Source organism: Scandinavium tedordense (assembly GCF_024764965.1).
GTDB classification, from domain to species: Bacteria; Pseudomonadota; Gammaproteobacteria; order Enterobacterales; family Enterobacteriaceae; genus Scandinavium; species Scandinavium tedordense.
On sequence record NZ_JALIGG010000051.1, the window covers coordinates 208,405 to 232,977 of the forward strand.

At 54.0% G+C, this 24,573-nt stretch carries 23 protein-coding genes; 12 read left to right on the plus strand and 11 right to left on the minus strand.

Annotated features, from left to right (window positions below; translation table 11 throughout):
- Window positions 1-26 precede the first annotated feature (26 nt).
- The 8 genes from dinB to MUU46_RS06215 all read right to left on the minus strand — a co-directional run bounded on the left by dinB (window position 27) and on the right by MUU46_RS06215 (window position 7,289).
- Entirely contained in the window at window positions 27-1,085 is a 1,059-nt protein-coding gene (gene dinB, locus MUU46_RS06180) for a DNA polymerase IV (protein ID WP_258965093.1), read from the minus strand.
- Between the two features lie 144 nt (window positions 1,086-1,229).
- On the minus strand, window positions 1,230-1,445 hold the full coding sequence (gene nqrM / locus MUU46_RS06185; protein ID WP_185153721.1) for a (Na+)-NQR maturation NqrM: 216 nt from the start codon (window positions 1,443-1,445) through the stop codon (window positions 1,230-1,232).
- Between the two features lie 2 nt (window positions 1,446-1,447).
- Window positions 1,448-2,671, minus strand: a complete 1,224-nt coding sequence (nqrF, locus tag MUU46_RS06190) for an NADH:ubiquinone reductase (Na(+)-transporting) subunit F (protein WP_159752195.1) — start codon at window positions 2,669-2,671, stop codon at window positions 1,448-1,450.
- An 11-nt stretch (window positions 2,672-2,682) separates the two neighbouring features.
- Entirely contained in the window at window positions 2,683-3,279 is a 597-nt protein-coding gene (gene nqrE / locus MUU46_RS06195) for an NADH:ubiquinone reductase (Na(+)-transporting) subunit E (RefSeq protein ID WP_110511594.1), read from the minus strand.
- A 6-nt stretch (window positions 3,280-3,285) separates the two neighbouring features.
- The gene (locus tag MUU46_RS06200) at window positions 3,286-3,924 is read right to left on the minus strand and encodes an NADH:ubiquinone reductase (Na(+)-transporting) subunit D (protein WP_159752193.1); all 639 of its coding nucleotides are present in this window, start codon (window positions 3,922-3,924) and stop codon (window positions 3,286-3,288) included.
- Window positions 3,917-4,711: a Na(+)-translocating NADH-quinone reductase subunit C gene (locus MUU46_RS06205; protein WP_159752191.1), complete on the minus strand. Its 795-nt coding sequence runs from the start codon at window positions 4,709-4,711 to the stop codon at window positions 3,917-3,919. Before MUU46_RS06205 ends, MUU46_RS06200 begins: the two co-directional genes overlap by 8 nt.
- Window positions 4,704-5,942 carry an NADH:ubiquinone reductase (Na(+)-transporting) subunit B gene (locus MUU46_RS06210; RefSeq protein ID WP_258965113.1) on the minus strand — a complete coding sequence of 413 codons (1,239 nt, stop codon included), beginning with the start codon at window positions 5,940-5,942 and terminating at the stop codon, window positions 4,704-4,706. Before MUU46_RS06210 ends, MUU46_RS06205 begins: the two co-directional genes overlap by 8 nt.
- 3 nt (window positions 5,943-5,945) lie before the next feature.
- Entirely contained in the window at window positions 5,946-7,289 is a 1,344-nt protein-coding gene (locus MUU46_RS06215; RefSeq protein WP_159752189.1) for a Na(+)-translocating NADH-quinone reductase subunit A, read from the minus strand.
- A gap of 411 nt (window positions 7,290-7,700) precedes the next feature.
- Here MUU46_RS06215 and dpaA point away from each other — a divergent pair, with 411 nt between their 5' ends.
- Window positions 7,701-8,438 carry a peptidoglycan meso-diaminopimelic acid protein amidase gene (dpaA, locus tag MUU46_RS06220; RefSeq protein ID WP_159752187.1) on the plus strand — a complete coding sequence of 246 codons (738 nt, stop codon included), beginning with the start codon at window positions 7,701-7,703 and terminating at the stop codon, window positions 8,436-8,438.
- Here dpaA and MUU46_RS06225 read toward each other — a convergent pair.
- Together MUU46_RS06225 and lpcA are read right to left on the minus strand one after the other, a co-directional pair.
- Window positions 8,409-9,176, minus strand: coding sequence for a class II glutamine amidotransferase (locus tag MUU46_RS06225; protein ID WP_258965094.1), 768 nt, complete (start codon window positions 9,174-9,176; stop codon window positions 8,409-8,411). The genes dpaA and MUU46_RS06225 overlap by 30 nt on opposite strands.
- 51 nt (window positions 9,177-9,227) lie before the next feature.
- Window positions 9,228-9,809 (minus strand): D-sedoheptulose 7-phosphate isomerase, encoded by a 582-nt coding sequence (lpcA, locus tag MUU46_RS06230; protein WP_159752183.1) that lies wholly within the window; start codon window positions 9,807-9,809, stop codon window positions 9,228-9,230.
- 237 nt (window positions 9,810-10,046) lie between these two features.
- Between lpcA and fadE the strand changes: the two genes are divergently transcribed.
- The 8 genes from fadE to MUU46_RS06270 all read left to right on the plus strand — a co-directional run bounded on the left by fadE (window position 10,047) and on the right by MUU46_RS06270 (window position 21,335).
- Complete coding sequence (fadE, locus tag MUU46_RS06235; RefSeq protein ID WP_258965095.1) at window positions 10,047-12,491, plus strand: acyl-CoA dehydrogenase FadE; 2,445 nt, start codon at window positions 10,047-10,049, stop codon at window positions 12,489-12,491.
- A gap of 208 nt (window positions 12,492-12,699) precedes the next feature.
- Window positions 12,700-13,470, plus strand: a complete 771-nt coding sequence (locus MUU46_RS06240) for an amidohydrolase (RefSeq protein ID WP_258965096.1) — start codon at window positions 12,700-12,702, stop codon at window positions 13,468-13,470.
- 198 nt (window positions 13,471-13,668) lie between these two features.
- Entirely contained in the window at window positions 13,669-14,934 is a 1,266-nt protein-coding gene (locus MUU46_RS06245; protein ID WP_258965097.1) for an ABC transporter substrate-binding protein, read from the plus strand.
- Window positions 14,935-15,852 carry a carbohydrate ABC transporter permease gene (locus MUU46_RS06250; RefSeq protein WP_258965098.1) on the plus strand — a complete coding sequence of 306 codons (918 nt, stop codon included), beginning with the start codon at window positions 14,935-14,937 and terminating at the stop codon, window positions 15,850-15,852.
- Complete coding sequence (locus MUU46_RS06255) at window positions 15,852-16,697, plus strand: carbohydrate ABC transporter permease (RefSeq protein WP_159753459.1); 846 nt, start codon at window positions 15,852-15,854, stop codon at window positions 16,695-16,697. Before MUU46_RS06250 ends, MUU46_RS06255 begins: the two co-directional genes overlap by 1 nt.
- A gap of 2 nt (window positions 16,698-16,699) precedes the next feature.
- A complete protein-coding gene (locus tag MUU46_RS06260; RefSeq protein WP_258965099.1) occupies window positions 16,700-17,794 on the plus strand; it encodes an ABC transporter ATP-binding protein in 1,095 nt (364 codons plus the stop codon).
- Window positions 17,795-18,044: 250 nt separating this feature from the next.
- On the plus strand, window positions 18,045-19,685 hold the full coding sequence (locus MUU46_RS06265) for a glycoside hydrolase family 13 protein (RefSeq protein ID WP_258965100.1): 1,641 nt from the start codon (window positions 18,045-18,047) through the stop codon (window positions 19,683-19,685).
- Window positions 19,686-19,688: 3 nt separating this feature from the next.
- On the plus strand, window positions 19,689-21,335 hold the full coding sequence (locus tag MUU46_RS06270; protein ID WP_258965101.1) for a glycoside hydrolase family 13 protein: 1,647 nt from the start codon (window positions 19,689-19,691) through the stop codon (window positions 21,333-21,335).
- Window positions 21,336-21,383: 48 nt separating this feature from the next.
- On the opposite strand, the gene MUU46_RS06275 is transcribed toward MUU46_RS06270, so the two are convergent.
- Window positions 21,384-21,902: a hypothetical protein gene (locus MUU46_RS06275; protein WP_258965102.1), complete on the minus strand. Its 519-nt coding sequence runs from the start codon at window positions 21,900-21,902 to the stop codon at window positions 21,384-21,386.
- Window positions 21,903-22,251: 349 nt separating this feature from the next.
- Here MUU46_RS06275 and MUU46_RS06280 point away from each other — a divergent pair, with 349 nt between their 5' ends.
- The 3 genes from MUU46_RS06280 (at window position 22,252) to MUU46_RS06290 (ending at window position 24,567) form a co-directional block, all read left to right on the plus strand.
- Window positions 22,252-22,875 carry a helix-turn-helix domain-containing protein gene (locus MUU46_RS06280; RefSeq protein ID WP_159752167.1) on the plus strand — a complete coding sequence of 208 codons (624 nt, stop codon included), beginning with the start codon at window positions 22,252-22,254 and terminating at the stop codon, window positions 22,873-22,875.
- A 97-nt stretch (window positions 22,876-22,972) separates the two neighbouring features.
- Window positions 22,973-23,860 carry a hypothetical protein gene (locus MUU46_RS06285; protein WP_258965103.1) on the plus strand — a complete coding sequence of 296 codons (888 nt, stop codon included), beginning with the start codon at window positions 22,973-22,975 and terminating at the stop codon, window positions 23,858-23,860.
- 38 nt (window positions 23,861-23,898) lie between these two features.
- Window positions 23,899-24,567: a MarC family NAAT transporter gene (locus tag MUU46_RS06290; protein ID WP_258965104.1), complete on the plus strand. Its 669-nt coding sequence runs from the start codon at window positions 23,899-23,901 to the stop codon at window positions 24,565-24,567.
- Window positions 24,568-24,573 lie beyond the last annotated feature (6 nt).

Consider the following 24,573-nt stretch of genomic DNA (forward strand, 5'->3'; position numbering starts at 1 on the left):
GGAAGCTTTTTTATAGGTTCAGAAAACTACAAACCCAGAACCAACTGCCGCTCAAGCTGCGGGTCCAGCAGCGTAACGTGCAAGCCCACCAGCCGGACGCCCCTTTCACCGCGCCGCTCATGCCAGGTTTTATACGCCGTGGCAATCAAATCATCCTGATTCAACTTCGGCCAGACGTGCTCCTGCGTCGTCTGCTGGAAATCATTAAACTTGAGTTTTACCCCCTGACGCGCAATCAGCAGGTCAGGTTTCACCTTCGCCAGTCGACGCTCCAGTTCAGGATAAAGCTGAGCGGTAATTATCGCCTCACAGTCGGCCCATTCATGAATGTCCTCGGCCAGCGTGCGCTCCACGCCTATCGATTTGCGCAGACGCTCACTGTTGACGTCGCGCTCATCAATACCGTTGCTGCGCTCCCACAATACCCGACCAAATTTACCAAAGCGTTTCAGCAGCGTCGCCAGGTCAGCGTGCTGGACGTCCTCACAAGTGCGCAGCCCCATGCCTTCGAGTTTCGATGCTGAGACTTTCCCAACACCGGGAATTTTGGCAAGAGAGAGCGTTTTGAGAAACGCAGGCACTTCATCAGGCGTAATCACATACTGGCCGTTGGGCTTGTTAAGATCCGAGGCGATTTTGGCGAGAAACTTTACCGGGGCGACACCCGCCGAGGCAGTGAGATTCAGTTCACGATCAATGGTCTGGCGGATTTCTTGCGCCATCAGCGTGGCCGACCCTTGGCAGTGCAGGCTATCGGTGACGTCGAGGTAGGCTTCATCCAGGGAAAGAGGTTCAATCAGTGAAGTGTATCGCGAGAAAATCTCACGAATATGCACCGAGGCTTCTTTGTAGGCATCAAAGCGACCGGGCAACAGCGTCAGGTGCGGGCAGAGTTTGAGCGCCATTCCGGTTGGCATTGCGCTGCGTACACCAAACGTACGCGCGGGATAGTTAGCGGTGCTTATCACGCCGCGACGTTCACGGCTGCCGCCAATGGCGATGGGAATATCGCGCAGGGCTGGATTATCCCGCATCTCTACCGCGGCAAAAAAGCAGTCCATATCAACATGGATAATTTTGCGCATACTCAGCCCTCACTAATGACTGGTTAAGTATACAGTGAAATTATCAGAAATGAGAAGCGTGGGGTTTTGTAGGCCGGGTAAGCAAAGCGCCACCCGGCCTATTTTTGTCCAGCAACGATGCGTTTGCTGGGCCTACTTAACGGACTAAAGGATGCGGTTTTGCTGGCGCTGGGCCTCGCGGGCGAGACGTTTTTTACGCGCGTCGCACGGCTCAGGGCAATCGCAGACTTTCTCTAGCCCCAGTGACGAGATACCGCCACAGCTGCCCTGAATGCTTTTGCGCTTCACCAGATAACCGAGTGACATGCCGAGGACCACCAGCAGGAACACGGCAAACGTTGCCAGAAATACCGTTAACATCATTAGCCTCCAAAATCATCAAGCATGATGTTTTCATCTTCCACGCCCAGATCTTTCAGCATGCGGATAACCGCCGCGTTCATCACCGGAGGCCCACACATGTAGAACTCACAGTCTTCCGGCGCTGCATGATGCTTCAGGTAATTCTCATACAGCACGTTGTGGATGAATCCGGTGTGCCCCGTCCAGTTATCTTCCGGCTGCGGATCAGAAAGCGCCACGTGGAAGGTAAAGTTCGGATTTTCCCGCGCCAGCTGCTCAAACTCATCGTCGTAGAACATTTCACGCAGTGAACGCGCCCCGTACCAGAAACTGATTTTACGCTTGCTGCTAAGCCGCTTGAGCTGATCGAAGATGTGCGAACGCATTGGCGCCATACCCGCACCACCGCCAATAAATACCATTTCCGCGTCAGAGTCTTTGGCGAAGAACTCACCAAACGGCCCGGAAATCGTCACCTTATCGCCCGCTTTCAGCGACCAAATGTAAGAGGACATGATGCCAGGTGGCACGTCCGGCGCGGAAGGCGGCGGCGTGGCGATACGGACGTTGAGCATAATAATGCCCTTCTCGTCCGGATAGTTCGCCATGGAATACGCGCGCAGCGTCGGCTCATTCACTTCGGAAACGTAGCGGAACAGATTGAATTTGTCCCAGTCGCCGCGGTACTCATCCGGCACGTCAAAATCGGCATACGCCACTTTGTGCGACGGGCATTCAATCTGAATATAGCCGCCCGCGCGGAACGGCACGCTTTCGCCTTCAGGGATCGCCAGCTTCAGCTCTTTGATGAAAGTCGCTTTGTTATCGTTGGAGATAACCTCGCACTCCCATTTTTTCACCCCGAAGATTTCTTCCGGCAGCTCGATCTTCATGTCCTGACGAACTGCAACCTGGCACGCCAGGCGGCAGCCCTCTTTCGCTTCACGCTTGCTGATGTGCGAAAGCTCGGTCGGCAGGATATCGCCGCCGCCCTCTTTCACCATCACCCGACACTGGCCACAGGAGCCACCGCCGCCGCAGGCCGAAGAGACGAATATGCCGTTGTTGGACAGCGTATTCAGCAGTTTATCGCCAGCGGGCGTGCGGATTTGTTTGTCGGCTTCGTTGTTGATCTCGATGACCACATCGCCGGAGTTCACCAGCTTCGCGCGCGCCGCCAGGATCAGCAGCGACAGCACCAGCACAATCAGCGTGAACATCACTACGCCAAGAATAATTTCCATTACTTACGCCCTTATAGCTGCACGCCGGAGAATGACATAAAGCCCAGTGCCATCAGTCCGGTGGTGATAAAGGTGATCCCTAAGCCGCGCAGTCCTGCGGGCACGTTGGCATATTTCATCTTCTCGCGAATACCGGCCATCGCGACGATCGCCAGCATCCAGCCAATACCGGAGCCGAAACCGTAGACGATAGATTCAGGGAAGTTATAGTCGCGCTGCACCATGAACGAGACGCCGCCGAAAATCGCACAGTTCACGGCGATCAGCGGCAGGAAGATCCCCAGCGCGTTGTACAGCGACGGGAAATACTTATCGAGGATCATCTCGAGGATCTGCACCAACGCTGCAATGACCCCGATGAAGGTGATGAAGTTGAGGAAGCTAAGATCAACGCCTTCCACCAGCGCACCGTCGCGCAGAACCAGGTTGTAGATAAGGTTGTTCACCGGCACCGAAATGCCGAGAACGACGGTAACCGCCACGCCCAGGCCAAATGCCGTAGAGACTTTCTTCGACACCGCAAGGAACGTACACATGCCGAGGAAGAAGGCCAGCGCCATGTTTTCAACAAACACTGCGCGGACAAAAAGACTAATGTAATGAGCCATAATCGGTTACTCCTTCTCCTGCTGTTCCGGCTTCCAGCTGCGCAGCGCCCAGATAAGCAGACCGATAATGAAAAATGCGCTTGGTGCGAGCAGGAACAGGCCGTTTGGCTGATACCAGCCGCCGTTCTGCACGGTTTGCAGCACGGTGATACCGAACAGCTTGCCGCTGCCGATAAGCTCACGCAGGAAACCGACGATTATCAGGATGGCGCCGTAGCCAAGCCCGTTACCGATGCCGTCCATAAAGCTCGCCAGCGGCGGCGATTTCATGGCGTACGCTTCGGCACGGCCCATCACGATACAGTTGGTGATGATGAGGCCCACGAACACCGAGAGCTGCTTGGAGACTTCATACGCATAAGCCCGCAGCAGCTGATCGACCACAATGACCAGCGAGGCGATGATCGCCATTTGCACAATGATGCGCACGCTATTCGGAATGTGGTGGCGGATCATTGAGATAAACATGCTGGAAAACGCCGTTACCATCGTCACCGCGAGCGTCATCACGAATGCAGTTTCCAGTTTGGTGGTCACCGCCAGCGCCGAGCAGACGCCCAGGACCTGCAACGCAATCGGGTTGTTGGCGATAACCGGCCCCACCAGCACCCGTTTTACTTCTTTCATATCACCGAGTTCAGCCATTATTCAGGCCTCCTTCACGCATCTGTTTCAGGAACGGGCCAAAGCCCTGCTCGCCCATCCAGAAATCAAAACTGTGCTGAACACCGTTTGACGTCAGCGTAGCACCGGAAAGTCCATCCACCGCATATTCGTCACCCTGACGCGCGCCACCCTTCACTACTTTCAGGGCTGGCATGCCGTCATCACTGAGCACTTTTTTGCCGATGAACTGCTGACGCCAGTTCGGGTTTTCGACTTCACCGCCGAGGCCCGGGGTTTCACCTTGATCATAATAGGTGATACCTTTCACGGTGCGTCCGTCGGTGTCGAGCGCCACAAAGGCGTACATCATCGACCACAGGCCTTTGCCGTAAATTGGCAGCACAACTTCCTGAATTTTTTTCTGCTCGTCTTTCACCAGGTAGATTTCGACCACGTTGCTGCGGCGTTTGATACCCGCCGGATCTTCACTGGAATCCAGTTGTGTGCTCTGAGCCGGATCTTTCAATGCCAACCCTTGGTTAAACGAGGCCGGATCTTTGTCGAGCAGCGTGCCGCTTTTCAAGTCCAGTAGACGCGGGGTAATACGTTCCGCAAAAATGGAGGCCACTTCATCCTGCTTCATTTCCGGCTGCATCAGCCCGGCGACCGCCAGAATGTTGCGCTGTTTATCCAGCGCGCGCTGTTCTTGCTGGCGAGGCTTCAGCCCCACCGCTGAGCCGGCTACGATAATCGAGCAGACCAGACAAAGCACCAGCACCACTAGCAGCGTTTTGCCGATGCTATCGTTACTTTTCACTTCAGCCACGCGACTTCCTCCGCTTGATATTGGCCTGCACCACCAGGTAATCGAACAGCGGCGCAAAGAGGTTGGCAAACAGAATTGCCAGCATCATCCCTTCCGGATAGGCCGGGTTTACAACGCGGATCAGTACGCACATCGCGCCGATCAGTGCGCCGTAGCACCACTTCCCTTTATCGGTAAACGACGCCGACACGGGATCGGTCGCCATGAACATCATGCCGAAAGCAAAACCGCCGAGCACCAGATGCCAGTACCACGGCATGGAGAACATCGGGTTAGTGGCTGAGCCAATCAGATTGAACAGCGTGGAAACGGCAATCATACCGAGCAGCACGCCCGCCACGATGCGCCAGGAGGCAACGCGACCAAAGATAATGATGGCCCCGCCAATCAAAATCATCAGCGTGGAAACTTCTCCGATTGAGCCTGGCAATTTGCCGAGGAACGCATCCATCCAGGTCACCGGCTGCCCGCTGGTGAGGTTGATCAGCGCTTCACCGCCGTGGCTCGCCCACTGAGACAGTGGCGTTGCGCCAGAGAAGCCGTCAGCCGCGGTCCATACCAGGTCGCCGGAGATTTGCGCCGGATAGGCGAAGAACAAGAAAGCACGCCCCGCCAGCGCCGGGTTAAGGAAGTTACGCCCAGTACCCCCGAAGATTTCTTTCCCGATAACCACGCCAAAACTGATGCCCAGCGCGGCCTGCCACAGCGGCAGCGACGGCGGGACAATCAGCGCGAATAGAATGGAAGTAACAAAGAAGCCTTCGTTGATTTCATGCTTACGCACAATGGAGAACAGCACTTCCCAGAAACCGCCGACGATAAACACCGTCATGTAAATCGGCAGGAAGAACACCGCGCCCAGTCCCATCATGCTCAGCCAGCCTGCGTCAGGTGTGAAACTCACGCCGAGCCACTGCGCCACATGGTAATGCCAGTTTCCGGCAATCACCTGTTGCAGTTGTTCCGGGCCATACATTTTATGCAGCGCCGGAATGGTTTGCAGGCCGACGTTGTACATGCCCCAGAACATCGCCGGGAATACCGCCAGCCAGACCAGAATCATCATACGCTTGAGGTCGATGGCATCGCGGACGTGAGACGCCCCTTTTGTCACCAGACCCGGCGTGTAGAAAATGGTGGCCGCGGCTTCATACAGCGGGTAGTACTTTTCCAGCTTGCCGCCGTGGGTAAAGTGCGGCTCAATTTTTTCCAGCAGATTTTTCAAACCCATCACTTATCCTTCCTGCTCAATGCGGGTTAAGACGTCACGCAGCACGGGGCCGTATTCGTATTTTGCCGGGCAAACGTAGGTGCAAAGCGCCAGGTCTTCTTCGTCAAGTTCCAAACAACCCAATGCCTGCGCGCTGTCGGTATCACCGGCGAGCAGGTCGCGCAGCAGGTGCGTCGGCAGAATATCCAGCGGCATGACGCGCTCGTAGTTGCCAATGGGCACCATCGCACGCTCGCCGCCGTTGGTATCGGTCGAGAAATCGAACAGTTTGCGCTTGAGGAAATGGCCGAGCGTGGTGCGGGTTATCGAGAATTTATCTTTGCCCGGCATGACCCAGCCAAAGAGTTCTTTCTCGCGTCCTTCTTTCACCACGCTGACCTGCAAGTGGTAGCGACCGAGGAATGCGTATGGCCCCAGCGCGTGGGTGCCGCTGAGTACCGAACCGGAAATCACACGGTTTTCACCCTCAGCCAGTTCACCAGCCAGCAGCTGGTCGAGGCTTGCGCCGAGCAGCGTTTTCACCAGGCGCGGCGTGTTGACCTGCGGCCCGGCGATGGAAATCACCCGCTCGCTCCACAGTTCGCCTTCGATAAACAATTTGCCGATGGCGATGACGTCCTGATAGCTCAGGTGCCAGACCAGTTTATTGAGGCTCACCGGTTCAAGGAAATGGATATGTGTGCCCGGCAAACCTGCCGGATGCGGGCCGCTAAATTCATTGAACGTCACCTGGCCCACGGGATGACCGCCCAGCTTGCCGCCGCTCGCCTGACAAACGTGAAGTTTGCCGTCGGTAAGACGCGACAACACCGTCAGCCCAGCGTTAAAGGCTTCACGGTGCGCAAGGATGACCGGCTGCGGATCGACCGCCAGCGGATTGGTGTCGATGGCGGTGACGAAAATGGCCATCGGAACGCTGCCCGGCACCGGGATTTTACTGAATGGGCGCGTACGCAGACTGGTCCACAACCCAGATTCCAGTAGCTGCTGTTGAACGTCTTCACGATCAAGCGTGGCAAGGTCTGCCACCTCAAACTGCGGGAAACTGACGGCATCATCGCCGTCAATATCGATAACTACCGATTGCAGCACGCGACGTTCACCGCGATGAATGGCGCTGATGACGCCACTGGCCGGGGCAGTAAAGCGCACACCGGGGTTCTTTTTATCTTCAAACAGCACTTGCCCTTTGAGAACCCGGGAGCCTTCCTGGACGGACATCGAGGGGCGCATGCCAATATATTCTTCGCCCAGCACGGCCACACGCGATACGGCAGCGCTTTCGGCAATGTGCTGTGACGGTGCGCCAGCGATGGGCAAATCAAGCCCTTTTGTGATTTTAATCATGTCGTTAGCAGGTATCCGTAAACGTTACTGTCACTAAACCCAGCGTAGAGAAAAACAAAACAAGAAAGGAAAAACCGATGCCAGAGAGTGCTGCTGGCGGCAGTACGATGAGAGTAAAGCATCCTTTCTTAACCTGGTCGTGAAACGCGGCAAGTTTACAGGATGTGAGGCCAGAACGCAGCATTTACGGGGTATACAGGTCGGTATTTGCGAGCGAATGCGCAAAGTTCTGACTGCTATTGCAGCAAAAAGCAGGTATAACACTAAAGTAATTTGTAAACCCTAATCGCCGGACTTGCGAAAAACGTTGGTGATGCTAATGTGAGCGCACCAATTCGAGACAATTCTGATTTCGGGTTCTATTTCGGGCCTCCCGGCCTGTCTCTACCGTTTTATCAAGGAACATGTAGTATGCGCAAAATCGCATTGTTACTTGCGATGCTGTTGATCCCGTGCGTTTCGTTTGCCGGTTTGCTTAGCAGTAATAGCTCGACCACCCCGGTCAGCAAAGAATATAAACAGCAATTAATGGGATCGCCGGTATATATCCAGATCTTCAAAGAAGAGCGTACTCTTGATCTTTACGTGAAGATGGGTGAGGCGTATCAGCTGCTCGACAGCTACAAAATCTGCAACTATTCCGGTGGCCTGGGTCCGAAACAGCGCCAGGGCGATTTTAAATCTCCGGAAGGTTTCTATAACGTTTCCCGCAGCCAGCTCAAGCCAGATAGCCGTTTCTATAAAGCCATTAATATTGGCTTCCCGAACGACTACGATCGCTCACATGGTTATGAAGGGAAATACCTGATGATCCACGGTGCCTGCGTGTCGATTGGCTGCTACGCCATGACCGATACCGGCATTGATGAGATTTTCCAGTTCGTGACCGGTGCGCTGGTGTTTGGTCAGTCAAGCGTGCAAGTCAGCATCTATCCGTTCCGCATGACCGACGCGAACATGGAACGCCACAAATTCTCTTATTACAAAGACTTCTGGTCGCAGCTGAAGCCGGGCTATGACTACTTCGAGCAGACTCACAAGCCGCCGATGGTGACGGTACAGAGTGGCCGCTATGTGGTCAGCAAGCCGTTGAGCCACGAGATTCGCTCGCAGCTGGCTTCAAACTACACGGTTTCCGAGACAAAATAACGCCCACTCACCTGGCATAATCTTGTGCCAGGTTTCATTGCCTGTCAGCGGCTGAGTGGCAATCACAGTGACCACATCGTTCGGTGTGGTCTCTCGCTGAAAATCAATTTCCACATCCTGATCCAGTAACGTCGCCACGCCAAACGGCGCACGGCGTGTTATCCAGTACAGATTGGTCGAGCAGAACGCCATCACATAGCGTCCGTCCGACAACAACATGTTAAATACCCCTTTCTCCCGCAGCTCAGACGCCAACGACGCGATGTATTTAAACACCCCGTTCATATTGCCGGGCGTGCGCGGATAGCGGCTGGTCAATTTGTGCAGCAGCCAGCAAAAGGCTTTTTCACTGTCAGTTTCACCTACTGGGCGGAACTGTCCGGTCTCAAGGGATTTGTAGCCCGTGAGCTGGCCATTATGGGCGTAAGTCCAGTTGCGGCCCCACAGTTCGCGGGTAAACGGATGGGTATTTTCGAGCGCCACTTCACCACGGTTAGCCTGGCGAATATGGGCAATCACTGAACAGGATTTGATCGGATAATCCTGCACCAGTTTGGCGATGGGCGACTGAAAGCTCGGTTGCGGATCTTTGAATGTGCGACAGCCTTTGCCTTCGTAGAAGGTAATTCCCCAGCCATCTTTATGCGGCCCGGTGCCACCCCCGCGCTGAACCAGCCCGGTAAAACTAAAGCAGATATCGGTTGGCACATTGGCGCTCATCCCGAGCAATTCGCACATAGTTCACCTCACAAACATAAAACGGGAACCCGTACTGGTCCCCGCTACCACTTATGCTTTTACCATCTCTTTTTCGATCAGCATAATCAGGATATGGATAACCTTAATATGGATTTCCTGAATGCGGTCGGCGTAACCAAAGTGCGGCACGCGAATTTCAACGTCAGCAGAACCGTCCATTTTGCCGCCGTCTTTGCCGGTCAGAGTGATGACTTTCATGCCCTGAGCGCGCGCAGCTTCAATCGCTTTAATCACGTTGCCGGAGTTGCCGGAGGTAGAAATCCCGAACAGTACGTCACCAGTGCGGCCAACAGATTCAACATAACGGGAGAACACATATTCATAGCCGAAATCATTACTAACGCAGGAGAGATGGCTAACGTCTGAAATGGCAATCGCCGGGTAACCCGGACGGTTTTCACGGTAGCGACCGGTCAGCTCTTCCGCGAAGTGCATCGCATCACAATGGGAGCCACCGTTACCACAGGAGAGTACTTTCCCGCCCGCTTTGAAGCTGTCTGCGAGCAGCACTGCCGCGCGCTGAATTGCATGGATGTTCGCTTCATCGGCCAGGAAATTGGCCAGAGTTTCCGCTGCTTCATTCAGTTCGTTACGAATAAGATCCTGGTACATGAGGAGTGTCCTTCCGCTTTAATGATTAACCTCAGCAGTGTAACGGATAGCGGATGCAGCGAGAAGCATTCAGCTCAGTTATCCCCGCCGCTTTTGATAATCCGTGCCACTGAAAACGGCAACAGTGTGAGCTATGTTGTAATTATTTTGTAAACACATTGATAAAAGAAATGACATCCACTACAACCAATACATCACAAGTGGTCAGACCTCCTACAAGCAAGGGAGCATTTCTTTATGATGATTTTGAGTATTATTGCCACCGTTATCCTGCTCGGCGTGCTCTTCTATCACCGGGTTAATCTGCTGTTGAGCAGCCTTATTCTGCTGGTCTGGACCGGGGCACTTGGCGCTGCGGGCCTGTGGAATATCTGGCTGCTGGTTCCTCTGGCAATTATTCTGGTGCCGTTTAACCTGCGTCCAATGCGTAAAGCGATGATCTCCGCGCCGGTATTCCGCACCTTCAGCAAAGTGATGCCGCCAATGTCGCGCACCGAGAAAGAAGCGATCGACGCAGGCACCACCTGGTGGGAAGGCGATCTGTTCCAGGGCAACCCGGACTGGAAAAAACTGCACAACTATCCACAGCCGCAGATGACCGCGGAAGAACAGGCGTTTATCGATGGCCCGGTGGAAGAAGCCTGCCGCATGGCGAACGACTTCGAGATCACCCACGAACTGGCGGATCTGCCGCCGGAACTGTGGGCCTATCTGAAAGAACACCGCTTCTTCGCGATGATCATTAAGAAAGAGTACGGCGGCCTCGAGTTCTCTGCGTATGCGCAGTCTCGCGTGCTGCAAAAGCTATCAGGCGTCTCCGGGATCCTGGCGATCACCGTCGGCGTACCGAACTCCCTCGGCCCGGGCGAACTGCTGCAACATTACGGCACCGACGAGCAGAAAAATCATTATCTGCCGCGTCTGGCGCGTGGTCAGGAAATCCCGTGTTTCGCACTGACCAGCCCGGAAGCCGGTTCTGATGCGGGTGCTATTCCGGATACCGGCGTGGTGTGCATGGGCGAATGGCAGGGTGAGCAGGTGCTCGGGATGCGCCTCACCTGGAACAAACGCTATATCACCCTCGCACCGATTGCGACCGTGCTTGGTCTGGCGTTCAAGCTCTCTGATCCGGACAAACTGCTGGGCGGTGAGGAAGATTTAGGTATTACCTGTGCGCTGATCCCAACCGGTACGCCGGGCGTGGAAATTGGCCGTCGTCACTTCCCACTCAACGTGCCGTTCCAGAACGGCCCAACCCGCGGGCAGGATATTTTCGTACCGATTGATTTCATCATCGGCGGGCCAAAAATGGCCGGTCAGGGCTGGCGTATGCTGGTGGAATGTCTGTCTGTGGGTCGCGGCATCACCCTGCCATCAAACTCCACGGGCGGCGTGAAATCCGTAGCGATGGCGACCGGCGCTTACGCGCACATCCGCCGTCAGTTCAAAATCTCTATCGGTAAGATGGAAGGGATTGAAGAGCCGCTGGCGCGTATCGCAGGCAACGCGTACGTGATGGACGCTGCGGCGTCGCTCATCACCTACGGGATCATGCTCGGCGAAAAACCGGCGGTGCTGTCGGCGATAGTGAAGTATCACTGTACCCACCGTGGTCAGCAGTCAATTATTGATGCGATGGATATCACCGGCGGGAAAGGCATTATGCTCGGCGAAGGTAACTTCCTCGCCCGTGCTTACCAGGGAGCACCGATTGCGATCACCGTGGAAGGTGCCAACATCCTGACCCGCAGCATGATGATCTTCGGCCAGGGCGCGATCCGCTGCCATCCGTACGTGCTCGAAGAGATGGCCGCCGCGCAGAATAAAGATCTTAACGCTTTCGACCAGCTGCTGTTTAAACACATCGGCCACGTGGGCAGTAACAAAGTACGCAGCTTCTGGCTGGGTCTGACTCGCGGTCTGACCAGCAGCACGCCGACACACGATGCGACCCGTCGCTACTATCAACACCTGAACCGCCTGAGTGCCAACCTGGCGCTACTGTCTGACGTATCGATGGCGGTCCTCGGCGGTAGCCTGAAGCGTCGCGAGCGTATCTCCGCCCGTCTGGGAGATGTGCTGAGCCAGCTGTATCTGGCTTCTGCGGTGCTGAAACGCTATGACGACGAAGGCCGTAACGAAGCCGATCTGCCGCTGGTTCATTGGGGCGTTCAGGACGCGCTGCATCAGGCTGAACAGGCGATGGATGACCTGCTGCGTAACTTCCCGAACAGGTTTGTGGCAGGCGTGATGCGCTTCGTCATCTTCCCGACCGGTCGTCACTACGTGGCACCGTCAGACAAGTTGGATCACGCCGTGGCGAAAATCCTGCAAGTGCCCAGCGCCACCCGTTCACGTATCGGCCGCGGTCAGTACCTGACGCCGAGCGAGCACAACCCGGTCGGTCTGCTGGAACAAGCGCTGCTGGACGTAATGGCCGCCGATCCGATTCATCAGCGTATTTGCAAAGAAATTGGCAAGAACTTGCCGTTCACCCGTCTCGATGAGCTGGCCCGCAACGCACTTGCTAAAGGGCTTATCGACCAGGAGGAAGCGGATATTCTGACCAAAGCCGAAGAAAGCCGTCTGCGCAGCATTAACGTTGACGATTTCGAACCGGACGCGCTGGCCACCAAACCGGTAAAGCTGCCAGAGAAAGTCCGCAAGGTTGAGGCCGCATAGCCATCATCACATTGCCCGGCGGCGCAATGGACTGACCCCTTAATGTTGGCCCGCTCAGCGCCGCGCCTCCGGGCAAAAAAGTGACCAGGTATTGCTCTTAAAAGCGGAGATTCTTCTCCGCTTTTTTCATTGAAATGTTACGCACTCTCACCTGTCCCTGATAAGGTAGAACTGTGACTCGTAAGCCTATAATCGGGAGTTTCTGACAGTGCCCAATCTGAAAGTAACAGTATTACAACAACCTTTGGTGTGGATGGACGGCCCCGCTAACCTGCGTCATTTCGATCGTCAGTTGGAAGCGATTCATGGGCGTGATGTGATTGTACTGCCAGAGATGTTCACCACCGGCTTTGCGATGGAAGCGGCCACTCAGTCGTTGCCGGAAGAAGACGTTGTTGCGTGGATGCATGAAAAAGCGCAGCAAACTGACGCCCTTATTGCTGGCAGCGCCGCGCTGCAAACCGATCGTGGCCCGGTGAACCGCTTTTTGCTGGTTGAGCCTGAAGGGCAAGTGCATCGCTATGACAAGCGACATCTGTTCCGCATGGCAGATGAACATCATCATTATGAAGCGGGCCACGAGCGCGTGGTGTTCGAATGGCGCGACTGGCGCATTCTGCCGTTGGTATGTTACGACCTGCGTTTCCCGGTGTGGTCACGCAACCGCAACGATTACGATCTGGCGCTGTACGTCGCCAACTGGCCTGCCCCACGTTCTCTGCACTGGCAGGCGCTGTTAACCGCTCGCGCCATTGAGAACCAGGCTTATGTCATCGGCTGTAACCGCGTCGGCACCGATGGCAACGGGCATCACTATCGTGGCGACAGCCGGGTTATTAACCCGCAGGGCGAAATCATCGCCAGCGCCGAGCCGCATCAGGCAACGCTGATTAATGCCGAACTGTCGCTCTCGGCCTTACAGGAGTACCGCGAAAAATTCCCGGCCTGGCAAGATGCGGACGGTTTCACGATTGGCTGATTAACCCTTCTTCTCTCCCCTCCTTTAGCGCTTCTTTCACCGAAGCGCTAAAAAAAAACCATATCCGTGCAGTAGCTCCAGATTTGACACAAAGATTAGGCTGCTAACTTGCTGCTCTGCCTCGTTATTAACTAGCTTTGTAGATGGCGTGTTTACTTTTTATACCCACCTCTACAGCAAGTTAATAATGAGGACAGAATGAAAAAGCTGACGTTAAGTCTTATTACCTTAGCGCTGGCGGGCGTTGCTAACGCCGCGCTTGCCGATACCCTGCGTATGGAATGCCCGATTTCTCCCGGCGGTAAGGAATACTGCAACTACGTCAAAGACCGTTTTGAAAAGCAAACCAACAACAAGCTGGAATTTATCGAATTCCCGGCGGCATCGGATGAAAAGCTGGCCCTGCTCCAGCAGCTTTTTGCCGCGAAAGATGAAAAAGCGGTGGACCTCTTCCAGTCCGACACCATTTGGGTCGGCCTGCTGGATAAACAAACACTCGATTTAACCGATGCCGTTGCCGATATGAAAGGTGATTTCTTCCCTGGCCCGTGGGCGAACGACACCGTTAACGGCAAAGTGAAAGCCATTCCGGCTTATCTCGATACCGGCGTGCTCTATTACCGCAAAGATCTGCTCGAAAAATACAACGAACAGCCGCCAAAAACCTGGACTGATTTAACGCGTATCGCCACCAAAATTCAGGCGGAAGAACGCAAGGCAGGACATAAAAACTTCTGGGGGATGATCTTCCAGGGGAAATCGTATGAAGGCCTGACCTGTAACGCGCTGGAGTGGGTTGATTCCTACGGCGGCGGCACTTTCATCGACGAAAAAGGGAACGTGACCATCAATAATCCGAAGGCGGCAGCCGCACTGGATATGGTCGCTGGCTGGATTGGCAAAATCACGCCGAAAGGCGCCCTGGGCTACAAAGAGGAAGAGTCCCGCGCAGTGTTCCAGAACGGAGACGCGCTGTTTATGCGCAACTGGCCTTATGCGTATTTGCTCTCGCAGGGCGCAGACAGCCCGCTGAAAGGCAAAGTTGGCGTTGCGCCACTGCCTGCCGGGCCGGACGGTAAATCGGCTAACGCGTTGGGCGGCTGGCAGTGGTCGATTAACGGCAATACCCGAAACAAAGATGCGGCGATTGCGTTGCTGAAAATCCTCACCGATGCCGATTCGCAGAAAATGCAGCTGAAATACCTCGGCTTCGCCCCGACACGTTCGGCACTGTATGAAGACAAAGCGGTCCTGGAAACCGCGCCGCATCTGACGATGTTCAAAGAGATCTTCGCCAATGCGGTGCCGCGCCCGGCAACGGCAACCAAAAGTCAGTATCCACGCGTCTCTAACGCCATCTTTAACGTGACTTTCAAGGTACTCAACGGTGGCAGCGACGGCAAAACTGCCGTGGCCGACCTGCAAAAACGCCTTGAGCGCGTGAAAGGGAAGGACTGGCATTAATTGGCACGTCTTGGCTATCAAGAGCGCCGCCGCCGTATCGCGTGGATACTGGTGGCGCCCGCGCTGATTCTCCTTGCACTGGCAGCGGGTTGGCCGCTGGCGCGTACCTTCTTTTTCAGTTTTACCAACGCCATGCTCGACAACCCGAGCGACTATCAGATGGTTGGGCTGGCGAACTATTACCTCAATCACGACGGTCAAAGCAGCGGCGTGCTGGTAGACCCGCTGTGGTGGCAGGCGGTCGGCAATACGCTGTGGTTTACACTGGTTTCCGTCAGCCTCGAACTGCTGCTCGGGATGCTGCTAGCGCTGCTGATGAACGAGAAATTTCGTGGCCAAGGTTTGGTGCGCACCGCCATTCTGGTGCCGTGGGCGATCCCGACTATCGTCAGCGCCAAAATGTGGGGCTGGATGTTCCACGATCAGTACGGCGTAGTGAACGATCTGCTGGCGAAAATCTTTGGTTATCAGGCGCATCTGGCGTGGATCGCCGAGCCGTCGCTGTCGATGTGGGCGGTGGTGATTGCCGATGTCTGGAAAACCACGCCGTTTATGGCGCTGATGCTGCTGGCGGCGCTACAACTGATCCCTGGCGATCTGTATGAGGCTGCTCGCGTTGACGGGGCCAGCGCCTGGCAACGTTTTAAGCGCATCACGCTGCCGTTGATCCTGCCTGCGATGATCGTGGCACTGATCTTCCGTGTCATGGACGCGATGCGCATTTTCGACCTAATTTTCGTGCTGACGTCCAACAGCGAAGCGACGATGTCGATTTCTGGTTACGCCCGCGAGCAAATCATCTCGTATCAGGATATGGGTGTCGGCTCTGCGGCGTCGGTGCTGGTGTTCATGATGGTGGCGGGCATTGCAGCCTGCTTTATCCGCGTCTCGAAGCTTAACGAGAAGGAGAAGCGGTGATGAAAACCACCCGTCGTCAGCGCAAATTCGGCCACCAGTTGGTGATTTATTGTGGTGCGACCGTCGCCGTACTGTTCTGCGTGTTCCCGTTTTATTACGCCATTCTGACCTCGCTGCGCACCGGGCAGGAACTGTTTCTGCCCGCCTATTTGCCGAACGGCTATCACTGGCACAACTACGTGGTGGCGCTGGTGGATAACGGCATCGCCCGTAGCCTGCTGAACTCGGTGCTGGTGGCGACGATTACCGTCGGCATTTGTCTACTGGTGTCGATTACCGCGTCATTCGCCCTTGCGCGGGTGCCGTTTCGCGGACGTAAATTCCTGCTATTTACCATTCTCTGTGTGTCGATGTTCCCGCAAGTGGCAGTGCTGACCGGGATGTTCGAGCTGGTGCGTTTTCTGGGGCTGTACGATTCCCTCGGCGCGCTGGTGTTGTCGTACACCACCTTTTCGCTTCCGTTCACCGTCTGGGTCCTGACCACTTTTATGAAGTCGATCCCGGTGGAGCTGGAAGAGGCGGCGATTGTCGACGGGGCGAAAACCTGGACCATCATTCGCCGGGTGTTTGCCCCAATTCTGGCGCCTGCGCTGGTGACTACCGGGCTGCTGGCGTTTATCGGCGCATGGAACGAATTCATGTTTGCACTAACGTTCATTATTTCCGGCGACAAGCGGACCGTCCCGGTGGCTATCAGCATGTTTAGCGGGGCGTCGACCTTTGAACTCCCTTGGGGCAGCATTATGGCAGCCTCGGTGGTGGTTACGCTGCCGATTATTGTGCTGGTGCTCATCTTCCAGAAACGCATTGTCAGCGGGCTGACCAGCGGAGCGATTAAGGGATAACTATGGGGCAACTGGTACTCGATAAAATATCTAAACGCTATGGCACCTCGTCAGAGGTGATTAAGCCCCTGGATTTGACCGTTAACGACGGCGAGTTTGTGGTGGTTGTCGGGCCGTCGGGCTGCGGAAAATCCACGCTATTAAGGATGGTCGCCGGGCTGGAGGAGATCAGCGACGGCGAAATGCGCATCGACGGCACGTGCGTCAACGACGATTCGCCGTCTGAGCGCGGCATCGGGATGGTGTTCCAGTCCTACGCGCTGTATCCGCATATGACGGTGTACCAGAATATGGCCTTCGCGCTGGAAATGGCGAAGCTACCGCCGACGGAAATCGACAAAAAGGTGCAGGCCAGTGCGCGCATTTTGCAGCTGGAGCATCTGCTCGACCGACGGCCGAAAGATCTCTCTGGTGGGCAGCGCCAGCGCGTGGCGATTGGCCGGGCGATTGTGCGTGAGCCTAGCCTGTTTTTGTTCGATGAACCGCTCTCCAATCTCGACGCCTCGCTGCGCGTGCAGATGCGCATGGAAATTGCCGCGCTGCATAAACGCATCAACGCGACGATTTTGTACGTCACCCATGACCAGGTGGAAGCGATGACGCTGGCCGACCGCATCGTGGTGCTTAATCAGGGGCAGATTGAGCAGGTCGGATCCCCGCTGGAGTTGTACGATCATCCCGCCAACCTATTCGTCGCGCAGTTTATTGGGTCGCCTAAAATGAATCTGATTGCGGGCACGATCGCAGAAACGGGCGTGCAGGAGACGGTTGTGGACCTCGAAAACCGACAACGCATTGTGCTGCCGGTGAATACGCTTAATGGGAAAGTCGGCAATAGCGTATGGCTGGGGATCCGCCCGGAGCACGTCCAGCTTATTGATTTAGCCGTGGCCGACGTGGAAGGCGAAGTGCTGTTTGTCGAGCAGATGGGCAACGAAACGTTGCTGTACGTTAATAGCGGCTATGGCAGTGAACCGTTGGTTATCCGCCTGACGTCACGGCTGGAGATCACGCCCGATCAGCGAGTTGGGCTGCGTTTGCCGACGGAGAAGTGCTATTTGTTTGAGGCGGACGGGCGGGCGTTTTTACGGGTGTAGCTTTCGTTTGTGAGTCCGTTGCGCCCTCACCCCAGCCCTCTCCCCCAGGGAGAGGGGGAAAAGCGAGCCCTGCTCGCGCTCTCGAGGAGTGGGAGTAAAACGAGCACAATCGGTCCTCTCGCATTAGGGAGAAGGGGAAACGAGCACAATCGGTCCCCTCGCATTAGGGAGAAGGTAAAGCGAGCACAATCGGTCCCCTCGCCCCTTTGGGGAGAGGGTTAGGGTGAGGGGAAAACCTAAGGAGATACCAGTGGAAAAAAAAGCATGGCACAACGCGGTGGTCTACCAAATCTACCCGCGCAGCTTTATGGACAGCAATGGGGACGGCATCGGCGACATTCCCGGCATCATCAGCAAACTCGATTACCTCCACCAGCTCGGCATCAACCTGATTTGGCTCTCACCGGTCTACCGCTCGCCGATGGACGACAACGGCTACGACATCTCCGACTACGAAGATATTGCCGCCGAATTTGGCACCCTGGCGCAAATGGAGACCCTGATTGCACAAGCCAAACAGCGCGACATTCACATCCTGATGGATTTAGTCGTCAATCACACCTCCGACGAACATCCGTGGTTTCTTGAAGCGTTAAAATCAAAGGACAACCCGTACCGTGATTTCTATATCTGGCGCCAACCCGCGGCAGACGGCGGGCCACCGAATAATTTCCGCTCCTATTTTGGCGGCAGCGGCTGGGCCTTTGACGAAGCCAGCGGCGAATATTTCCTGCATCAATTTTCTACACGCCAACCGGACCTCAACTGGGAAAACCCGCGCGTTCACGACGAGGTCCACGCCATGATGAATCGCTGGCTGGCGAAAGGTATCGGCGGTTTTCGCATGGACGTTATCGATCTCATTGGCAAAGAAGTCGATGCACAAATCATGGCCAACGGCAAAAATCTGCATGCGCTGATCCGCCAGATGAACCGCGCCACCTTTGGCAATGGCGATTACGTCACCGTCGGCGAAGCCTGGAGCGCTTCCACCGAAGACGCCCTGCTGTATAGCGGTGCTGAACGTGAAGAACTGTCGATGGTTTTCCAGTTCGACCACATCAAACAGTTCTGGGATGAACGCGCCGGGAAATGGCGCAGCAAGCCGTTTGTGCTGGCCAGTTTCAAATCGGTTATCGACAAATGGCAAACCGCGCTAGCCAATGACGGCTGGAACTCGCTGTTCTGGAGCAACCACGATTTACCCCGCGCGGTATCGAAATTTGGCGACGAAGGCGAGTTCCGCGAAGCCTCTGCCAAAATGCTCGCCACCGCCCTGCACTGCCTGAAAGGCACGCCGTATATCTATCAGGGCGAAGAAATCGGTATGACCAACGTGCGGTTCAACGACATCAACGATTACCGCGATATCGAAAGCCTGAATTTGTACCGCGAACGGCTGGCGGAAGGCGTCAGCCATGAAGAAATGATGCTGGGCATTCATGCCAACGGGCGCGACAACGCCCGCACGCCGATGCAGTGGGACGCCAGCCCCAACGCTGGTTTCACCAGCGGCACGCCGTGGATTAAGGTCCATCCAAACTACCGGGAAATCAACGTCGCGGCAGCGCTTGAACAGCCAGACTCGATCCTCTGGCATTACCGGCAGCTGATTGCCCTGCGGAAACAGTATCCGGTGTTGGTTTACGGTGATTACCAGCCGGTGATGGCTGAACACCCGCAGGTATTTGCGTGGCTGCGTACACTCGACGACGAGCGGCTGCTGGTTATCAACAATTTCTCCGCCGAGCATCTCACCCTGGAGATCCCCGAGGAGATGCAGTCCTGGCATGGCGAGTGTCTTTCCAGCAACTACGCACCGCGTGACCAGCTGGCGGTGAGTCTTGAGCTGCAACCTTATGAATCTTTTGCGTTACTAATCGGGAGATAAACGATGGCGAACTGGTGGAAAGAGGCGGTGGCCTACCAGATTTATCCACGTAGTTTTAAGGACAGCAACGGGGACGGCATCGGCGATCTGAATGGCATCACCGAGAAACTGGATTACCTGAAAGACCTCGGCATCGATCTGATCTGGATCTGCCCGATGTACACTTCACCGAATGATGATAACGGCTATGACATCAGCAATTATCAAGAGATCATGGCCGAATTTGGCACGATGGCCGATTTCGACCATCTGCTCGAACAGGTTCACCTGCGCGGCATGCGCCTGATTATCGATCTCGTGGTCAACCACACTTCCGACGAACATCCGTGGTTCCTTGAATCCCGCTCATCTCGCGATAACCCCAAACGTGACTGGTACACCTGGCGCGACGGCAAAAACGGCGCTGAACCCAATAACTGGGAAGGGATTTTTAAAGGTTCGGCCTGGGAATATGACGCGAATACGGAGCAGTATTATCTGCACCTGTTTACCCGTCGTCAGCCGGATTTAAATTGGGAAAATCGCGACGTGCGCCGGGCCGTGTACGACATGATGCACTGGTGGCTGGAAAAAGGGATTGACGGTTTTCGTATCGACGCGATTTGCCATATGAAAAAAGAACCGACGCTTGCCGATGTGCCGAATCCGGACAAATTGCGCTATGTGCCGTCGATGAAAAGCCATCTGAACTACGACGGGCTGCTCGACTACGTCGACGACATGAGCCAGAAGGTGTTTCAGCATTACGACATTGTGACCGTCGGTGAAGTGAATGGCCTGGATTCTGAACACGCCGAGGAGTGGGTCGGCGAGCATCGCAACCGTCTGAATATGGTTTTCCAGTTCGAACACGTTCGTCTGTGGGAATCGGAAGCCGGTTTGCGCCCAGAGCCTTCGGTACTGAAGACGATATTCACCGCCTGGCAGGCTGCGCTGGAAGGCAAAGGCTGGAACGCGCTGTACGTCGAAAACCACGATTTAACGCGCATCACCTCACGCTGGGGAGACACCCAACATTACTGGCGGGAAAGCGCCACCTGCATCGCTGCGCTCTACTTTCTGATGCAGGGCACGCCATTTATCTATCAGGGCCAGGAAATCGGCATGACCAACACCCGTTTCAACGGGCTGGCCGATTTTGACGATGTGTCGGCGAAAAATATGTGGCGCGAGATGGCGGCGCTCGGCAAAAGCGAGGAGGATATTATTGCGTTCCTCACCCACACCGGGCGCGATAATTCTCGCACGCCGATGCAGTGGAGCCACTCCCCTAACGCCGGTTTCAGCGAGGCGAAGCCGTGGTTTCACGTTAATGCCAATTACGAAATCATCAACGTCGTCAGCCAGCGCCAGGACCCGGATTCAGTGCTCAACTTTTATCGTGCGTTAATCAGCCTGCGTAAGAAAGAGCGCTCGTTTATCTATGGACGTTATCAACTGGAGCTGGCGGATCACCCACAGATTTACGCATATCGCCGCGAACTGGGCGATGAAACGTTTCTGGTACTGTGCAATCTGTCGTCGAAATCAGCCCGCTGGCCTGAAGCGGAATTACAGCTTGAAGGCGCAACGCGCGTGCTGGGGAATTATGCAGAGATTGATGAGCCTTACCGACTTCATCGTTGGGAGACGCGCATTTATAAGCTGTAGTTGAGCAGGCAAACTATTGAGGGTGGCTTTGCCACCCTCTTTCTTTATTCAGATAACGTTGTGACGGTCGCCCGCGGGTGCTTGCAGCATATCGTCGTGGGTAATCGTAATCGCACTCAGCAGTTCGCCTTCACGGGTCTTTTGGATAAACTTCATTGACCAGCCATGTTCAAACAGCGGACCGGTATGAACATCGGCTTTCAGTTTCTGAATGAGATTCTGTTTCTCTACGGCTTTAATTTTTGATTTTTGACCGTCGCTGATGTGACGAACATCAGCCTGAGAAACGTCGAGCAACGTGAGTTCATAAATCGCCACCTTATCCCGCGCATTCATACTGGCGCTGTCCAGTCGGGTGTTTTTATGAATTTGATGATTAACCGATGTTTGATTTAATTGTTTTATCTCTTCGCGAAGATGATTCAGCGCGACCGCATACTGTTTATTTTCCTGCGCAATGTGTTTGCTCTCAGCCTTATAATGCTGTGCAGAAAACCAGGCAATGCCACCAGCAATAAATGCCAAAGCTATAATGAGCACGGATTTGGAAGTTAATTTTTTCGTCATGGTATTATGCTGCCCGAAATATTACAGACTCATGAGATATATCCCCTGATATGCTACGCAGTATGACGTTGTGAAAAACGATGTCAACGCCGTCATCGACTCATTTCTGAAATAATATCTCATATGAGACCTTTCTCCCTCAAGGCAATATCACCAGCCAGCGAAATGCGCTGCGCTGTGCTATAGCGGGCACTTGTGTAAGAAATATCTACTATGACATATGGTTTCATTTTATAATTTTACTTTTAGCTCAATTTCAGTAAGCTTAGACGGGTAGAAGTACTCTGTTATACTGTCCGACGGAACACGCAACCTGTGTAATTAAACAGTCAGAATTATGGGAGAGAGGATGAAAAAGGAAAATAACTTTAACCTCTATAGTACTGATGAATTTAACGCATTCATGGAGTTTGTAAAATCGCATGGAGTACAAATGCGATACAGTAAAGGCCAATCGTTAAATTTAGAGAAAGCAGAAGTCGGTTTTGTTCTTTCCGGACTGCTCGGCATTTATTATAAAGGCACGGGGAAATTTGTCGATCATGCCTTTTACGGTATGCCCGCGATGGAAGATGAAAAAATCATGTCAACGCAGCCGTTTTATTGCCGGACCGAAAGCGATGTAATCATTGCCAAAATACCCATTCATAAAATATTTGAAATCAGTAATCCCGATCAGGTATATCGTGGCGTTGTTTTCTCGGCACTAATTTACTCCCTTATTGATAAGCTCGCCAATATCTATGACATTAGGCATGGCGGCAATGGCTACAAAGTGGTGAAAGAATTAATCGAACTTTACCTCAATGAAATTCATGTCACCCAAGGCTTGGCTAACTACATATTGAAACGGACTAATTTATCGAACAGTTATGTCTTTAAAATCCTGGCCGCACTAAAGAAGAACGGATACATTGAAATAAAACATGCACGCCTGATAAAAATACTCAAACCATTACCCAATAAGATTTAATACTTTCATCAACCTTAATGGTTGAATTTATCCTTTCACATTTACCTAATTATTCAGGGGGATTACCCCTGCCTATCTACACGCCAGGGTTTTATTTATGCTCAAGAAAAAAGCTTTATTATATCTTTTCGCCAGTACGGTTTGTTTTTCAAGCCTGGGCCATGCCGCTGATAAAGATGGCCCATCGCCTGAGGAAATGGAAAAAATTGCAAAAATGACGGCCAATCCAATTGGCGCTGCCTGGATGTTCTGGACGCAATATGACAACACCACCTTCAGAGGCGACAAATTCAACGGCACGGTCTCCCGCACCACTATTCAGCCCGTAATGTCCTTTCCATTAAAGTTTGGTCAACAAGACTGGAACTTCATCGTCAGGCCGGTGTTTCAGTTCTATAACACCCCTAATTTGGGCGATGTTTCAGTTCACGGAGATGGGGCGATGTTTGCCCACGGCAGAACCAGCGGCATGGGCGATACCGGTCTGTTAACCCTCGTAGGCCCGAACCGGGAGGATGGTTTCATCTGGGGGGTAGGTGCAACGCAGCTCTTCGATACGGCAGAAAATGACTTCCAGGGACAAGGCCATTATCAGGTTGGTCCGGCATTGCTATTAGCAAAATTAGCCCCTCATCCCGGCGGAACTAACCTGGGATTATTGGCACAGCACTGGTGGTCTGCAGATAATAAAAGTAACCGAAAAGATACCAACCATACCGATATTCAGTATTTCATTAACTACCGTTTGAGCGGCACCGAATTGATCGGGATGAGTCCCGATATCACCATTGACTGGAAGAAAAAACAGGGCGACCGCTTAACGCTTCCGATAGGTTTAGGTTATTCCAACGTCGTCAAAATAGGCAAACTCCCGGTACGCTTTGCCGCTGAGCTGCAATATTCTGTTATATCACCCGACGATATCGGCTCCCGCTGGAACCTTAAATTTATGTTTATTCCGGTCTTGCCGAGCCCGTTCCTTTAAAGGGGACCGCATACACGTTTGTTTGAAGGACATATAACATGATGGCGTTTTTACAAGCGGTCGGACTTGGGTTGATGGTGCTGTTGCCTCTGGCGAACCCGTTAACCACGGTCGCGCTGTTTCTGGGTCTGTCGGGAAACATGAACGAAAAAGCCCGCAACCGTACCGCACTCATCGCCTCGCTTAACGTCTTTCTGATTATGATGGGTGCCTATTACGCGGGTCAGGTGGTGATGAACACCTTCGGGATTTCTATCCCGGGATTGCGGATAGCAGGCGGGCTTATCGTCGGGTTAATCGGGTTTTATATGTTGTTTCCAAAGGAAAAGGCCTATGAGTCTCCGGAAGCAAAAATTAAAGCGGAAGAATTAAACGAAGAGCCGGATACCAATATCGCGTTCGTTCCACTGGCTATGCCAAGCACGGCGGGGCCAGGGACTATCGCGATGATCATCAGTTCCGCGTCGACCATTCAGCACGGCATCGATTATGCCCCCTGGATTATCCTGGTGGCTCCGCCGGTTATATTCGGGCTGGTCAGTCTCATTTTGTGGGGAAGCCTGCGCTGCTCCGGTTCGATTATGCGTATTGCCGGAAAAAGTGGGATTGAGGCTATTTCTCGGTTGATGGGCTTTTTGCTGATTTGTATGGGGGTGCAGTTCATCATTAACGGCGTACTGGAAATTATTAAAACCTGGCCGGGTTGATGTCGT

What these genes read in the sequence shown, in the direction of transcription:
- MUU46_RS06280 (WP_159752167.1), top strand. Translation starts at nt 22,252, where the DNA reads ATGAAAAAGGAAAATAACTTTAACCTCTATAGTACTGATGAATTTAAC.
- MUU46_RS06200 (WP_159752193.1), bottom strand. Translation starts at nt 3,924, where the DNA reads ATGGCTGAACTCGGTGATATGAAAGAAGTAAAACGGGTGCTGGTGGGG.
- fadE (WP_258965095.1), top strand. Translation starts at nt 10,047, where the DNA reads ATGATGATTTTGAGTATTATTGCCACCGTTATCCTGCTCGGCGTGCTC.
- dpaA (WP_159752187.1), top strand. Translation starts at nt 7,701, where the DNA reads ATGCGCAAAATCGCATTGTTACTTGCGATGCTGTTGATCCCGTGCGTT.
- lpcA (WP_159752183.1), bottom strand. Translation starts at nt 9,809, where the DNA reads ATGTACCAGGATCTTATTCGTAACGAACTGAATGAAGCAGCGGAAACT.
- MUU46_RS06210 (WP_258965113.1), bottom strand. Translation starts at nt 5,942, where the DNA reads ATGGGTTTGAAAAATCTGCTGGAAAAAATTGAGCCGCACTTTACCCAC.
- MUU46_RS06255 (WP_159753459.1), top strand. Translation starts at nt 15,852, where the DNA reads ATGAAAACCACCCGTCGTCAGCGCAAATTCGGCCACCAGTTGGTGATT.
- MUU46_RS06275 (WP_258965102.1), bottom strand. Translation starts at nt 21,902, where the DNA reads ATGACGAAAAAATTAACTTCCAAATCCGTGCTCATTATAGCTTTGGCA.
- nqrF (WP_159752195.1), bottom strand. Translation starts at nt 2,671, where the DNA reads ATGGAAATTATTCTTGGCGTAGTGATGTTCACGCTGATTGTGCTGGTG.
- MUU46_RS06225 (WP_258965094.1), bottom strand. Translation starts at nt 9,176, where the DNA reads ATGTGCGAATTGCTCGGGATGAGCGCCAATGTGCCAACCGATATCTGC.
- nqrE (WP_110511594.1), bottom strand. Translation starts at nt 3,279, where the DNA reads ATGGCTCATTACATTAGTCTTTTTGTCCGCGCAGTGTTTGTTGAAAAC.
- MUU46_RS06285 (WP_258965103.1), top strand. Translation starts at nt 22,973, where the DNA reads ATGCTCAAGAAAAAAGCTTTATTATATCTTTTCGCCAGTACGGTTTGT.
- MUU46_RS06245 (WP_258965097.1), top strand. Translation starts at nt 13,669, where the DNA reads ATGAAAAAGCTGACGTTAAGTCTTATTACCTTAGCGCTGGCGGGCGTT.
- MUU46_RS06215 (WP_159752189.1), bottom strand. Translation starts at nt 7,289, where the DNA reads ATGATTAAAATCACAAAAGGGCTTGATTTGCCCATCGCTGGCGCACCG.
- dinB (WP_258965093.1), bottom strand. Translation starts at nt 1,085, where the DNA reads ATGCGCAAAATTATCCATGTTGATATGGACTGCTTTTTTGCCGCGGTA.
- MUU46_RS06290 (WP_258965104.1), top strand. Translation starts at nt 23,899, where the DNA reads ATGATGGCGTTTTTACAAGCGGTCGGACTTGGGTTGATGGTGCTGTTG.
- MUU46_RS06270 (WP_258965101.1), top strand. Translation starts at nt 19,689, where the DNA reads ATGGCGAACTGGTGGAAAGAGGCGGTGGCCTACCAGATTTATCCACGT.
- MUU46_RS06260 (WP_258965099.1), top strand. Translation starts at nt 16,700, where the DNA reads ATGGGGCAACTGGTACTCGATAAAATATCTAAACGCTATGGCACCTCG.
- nqrM (WP_185153721.1), bottom strand. Translation starts at nt 1,445, where the DNA reads ATGTTAACGGTATTTCTGGCAACGTTTGCCGTGTTCCTGCTGGTGGTC.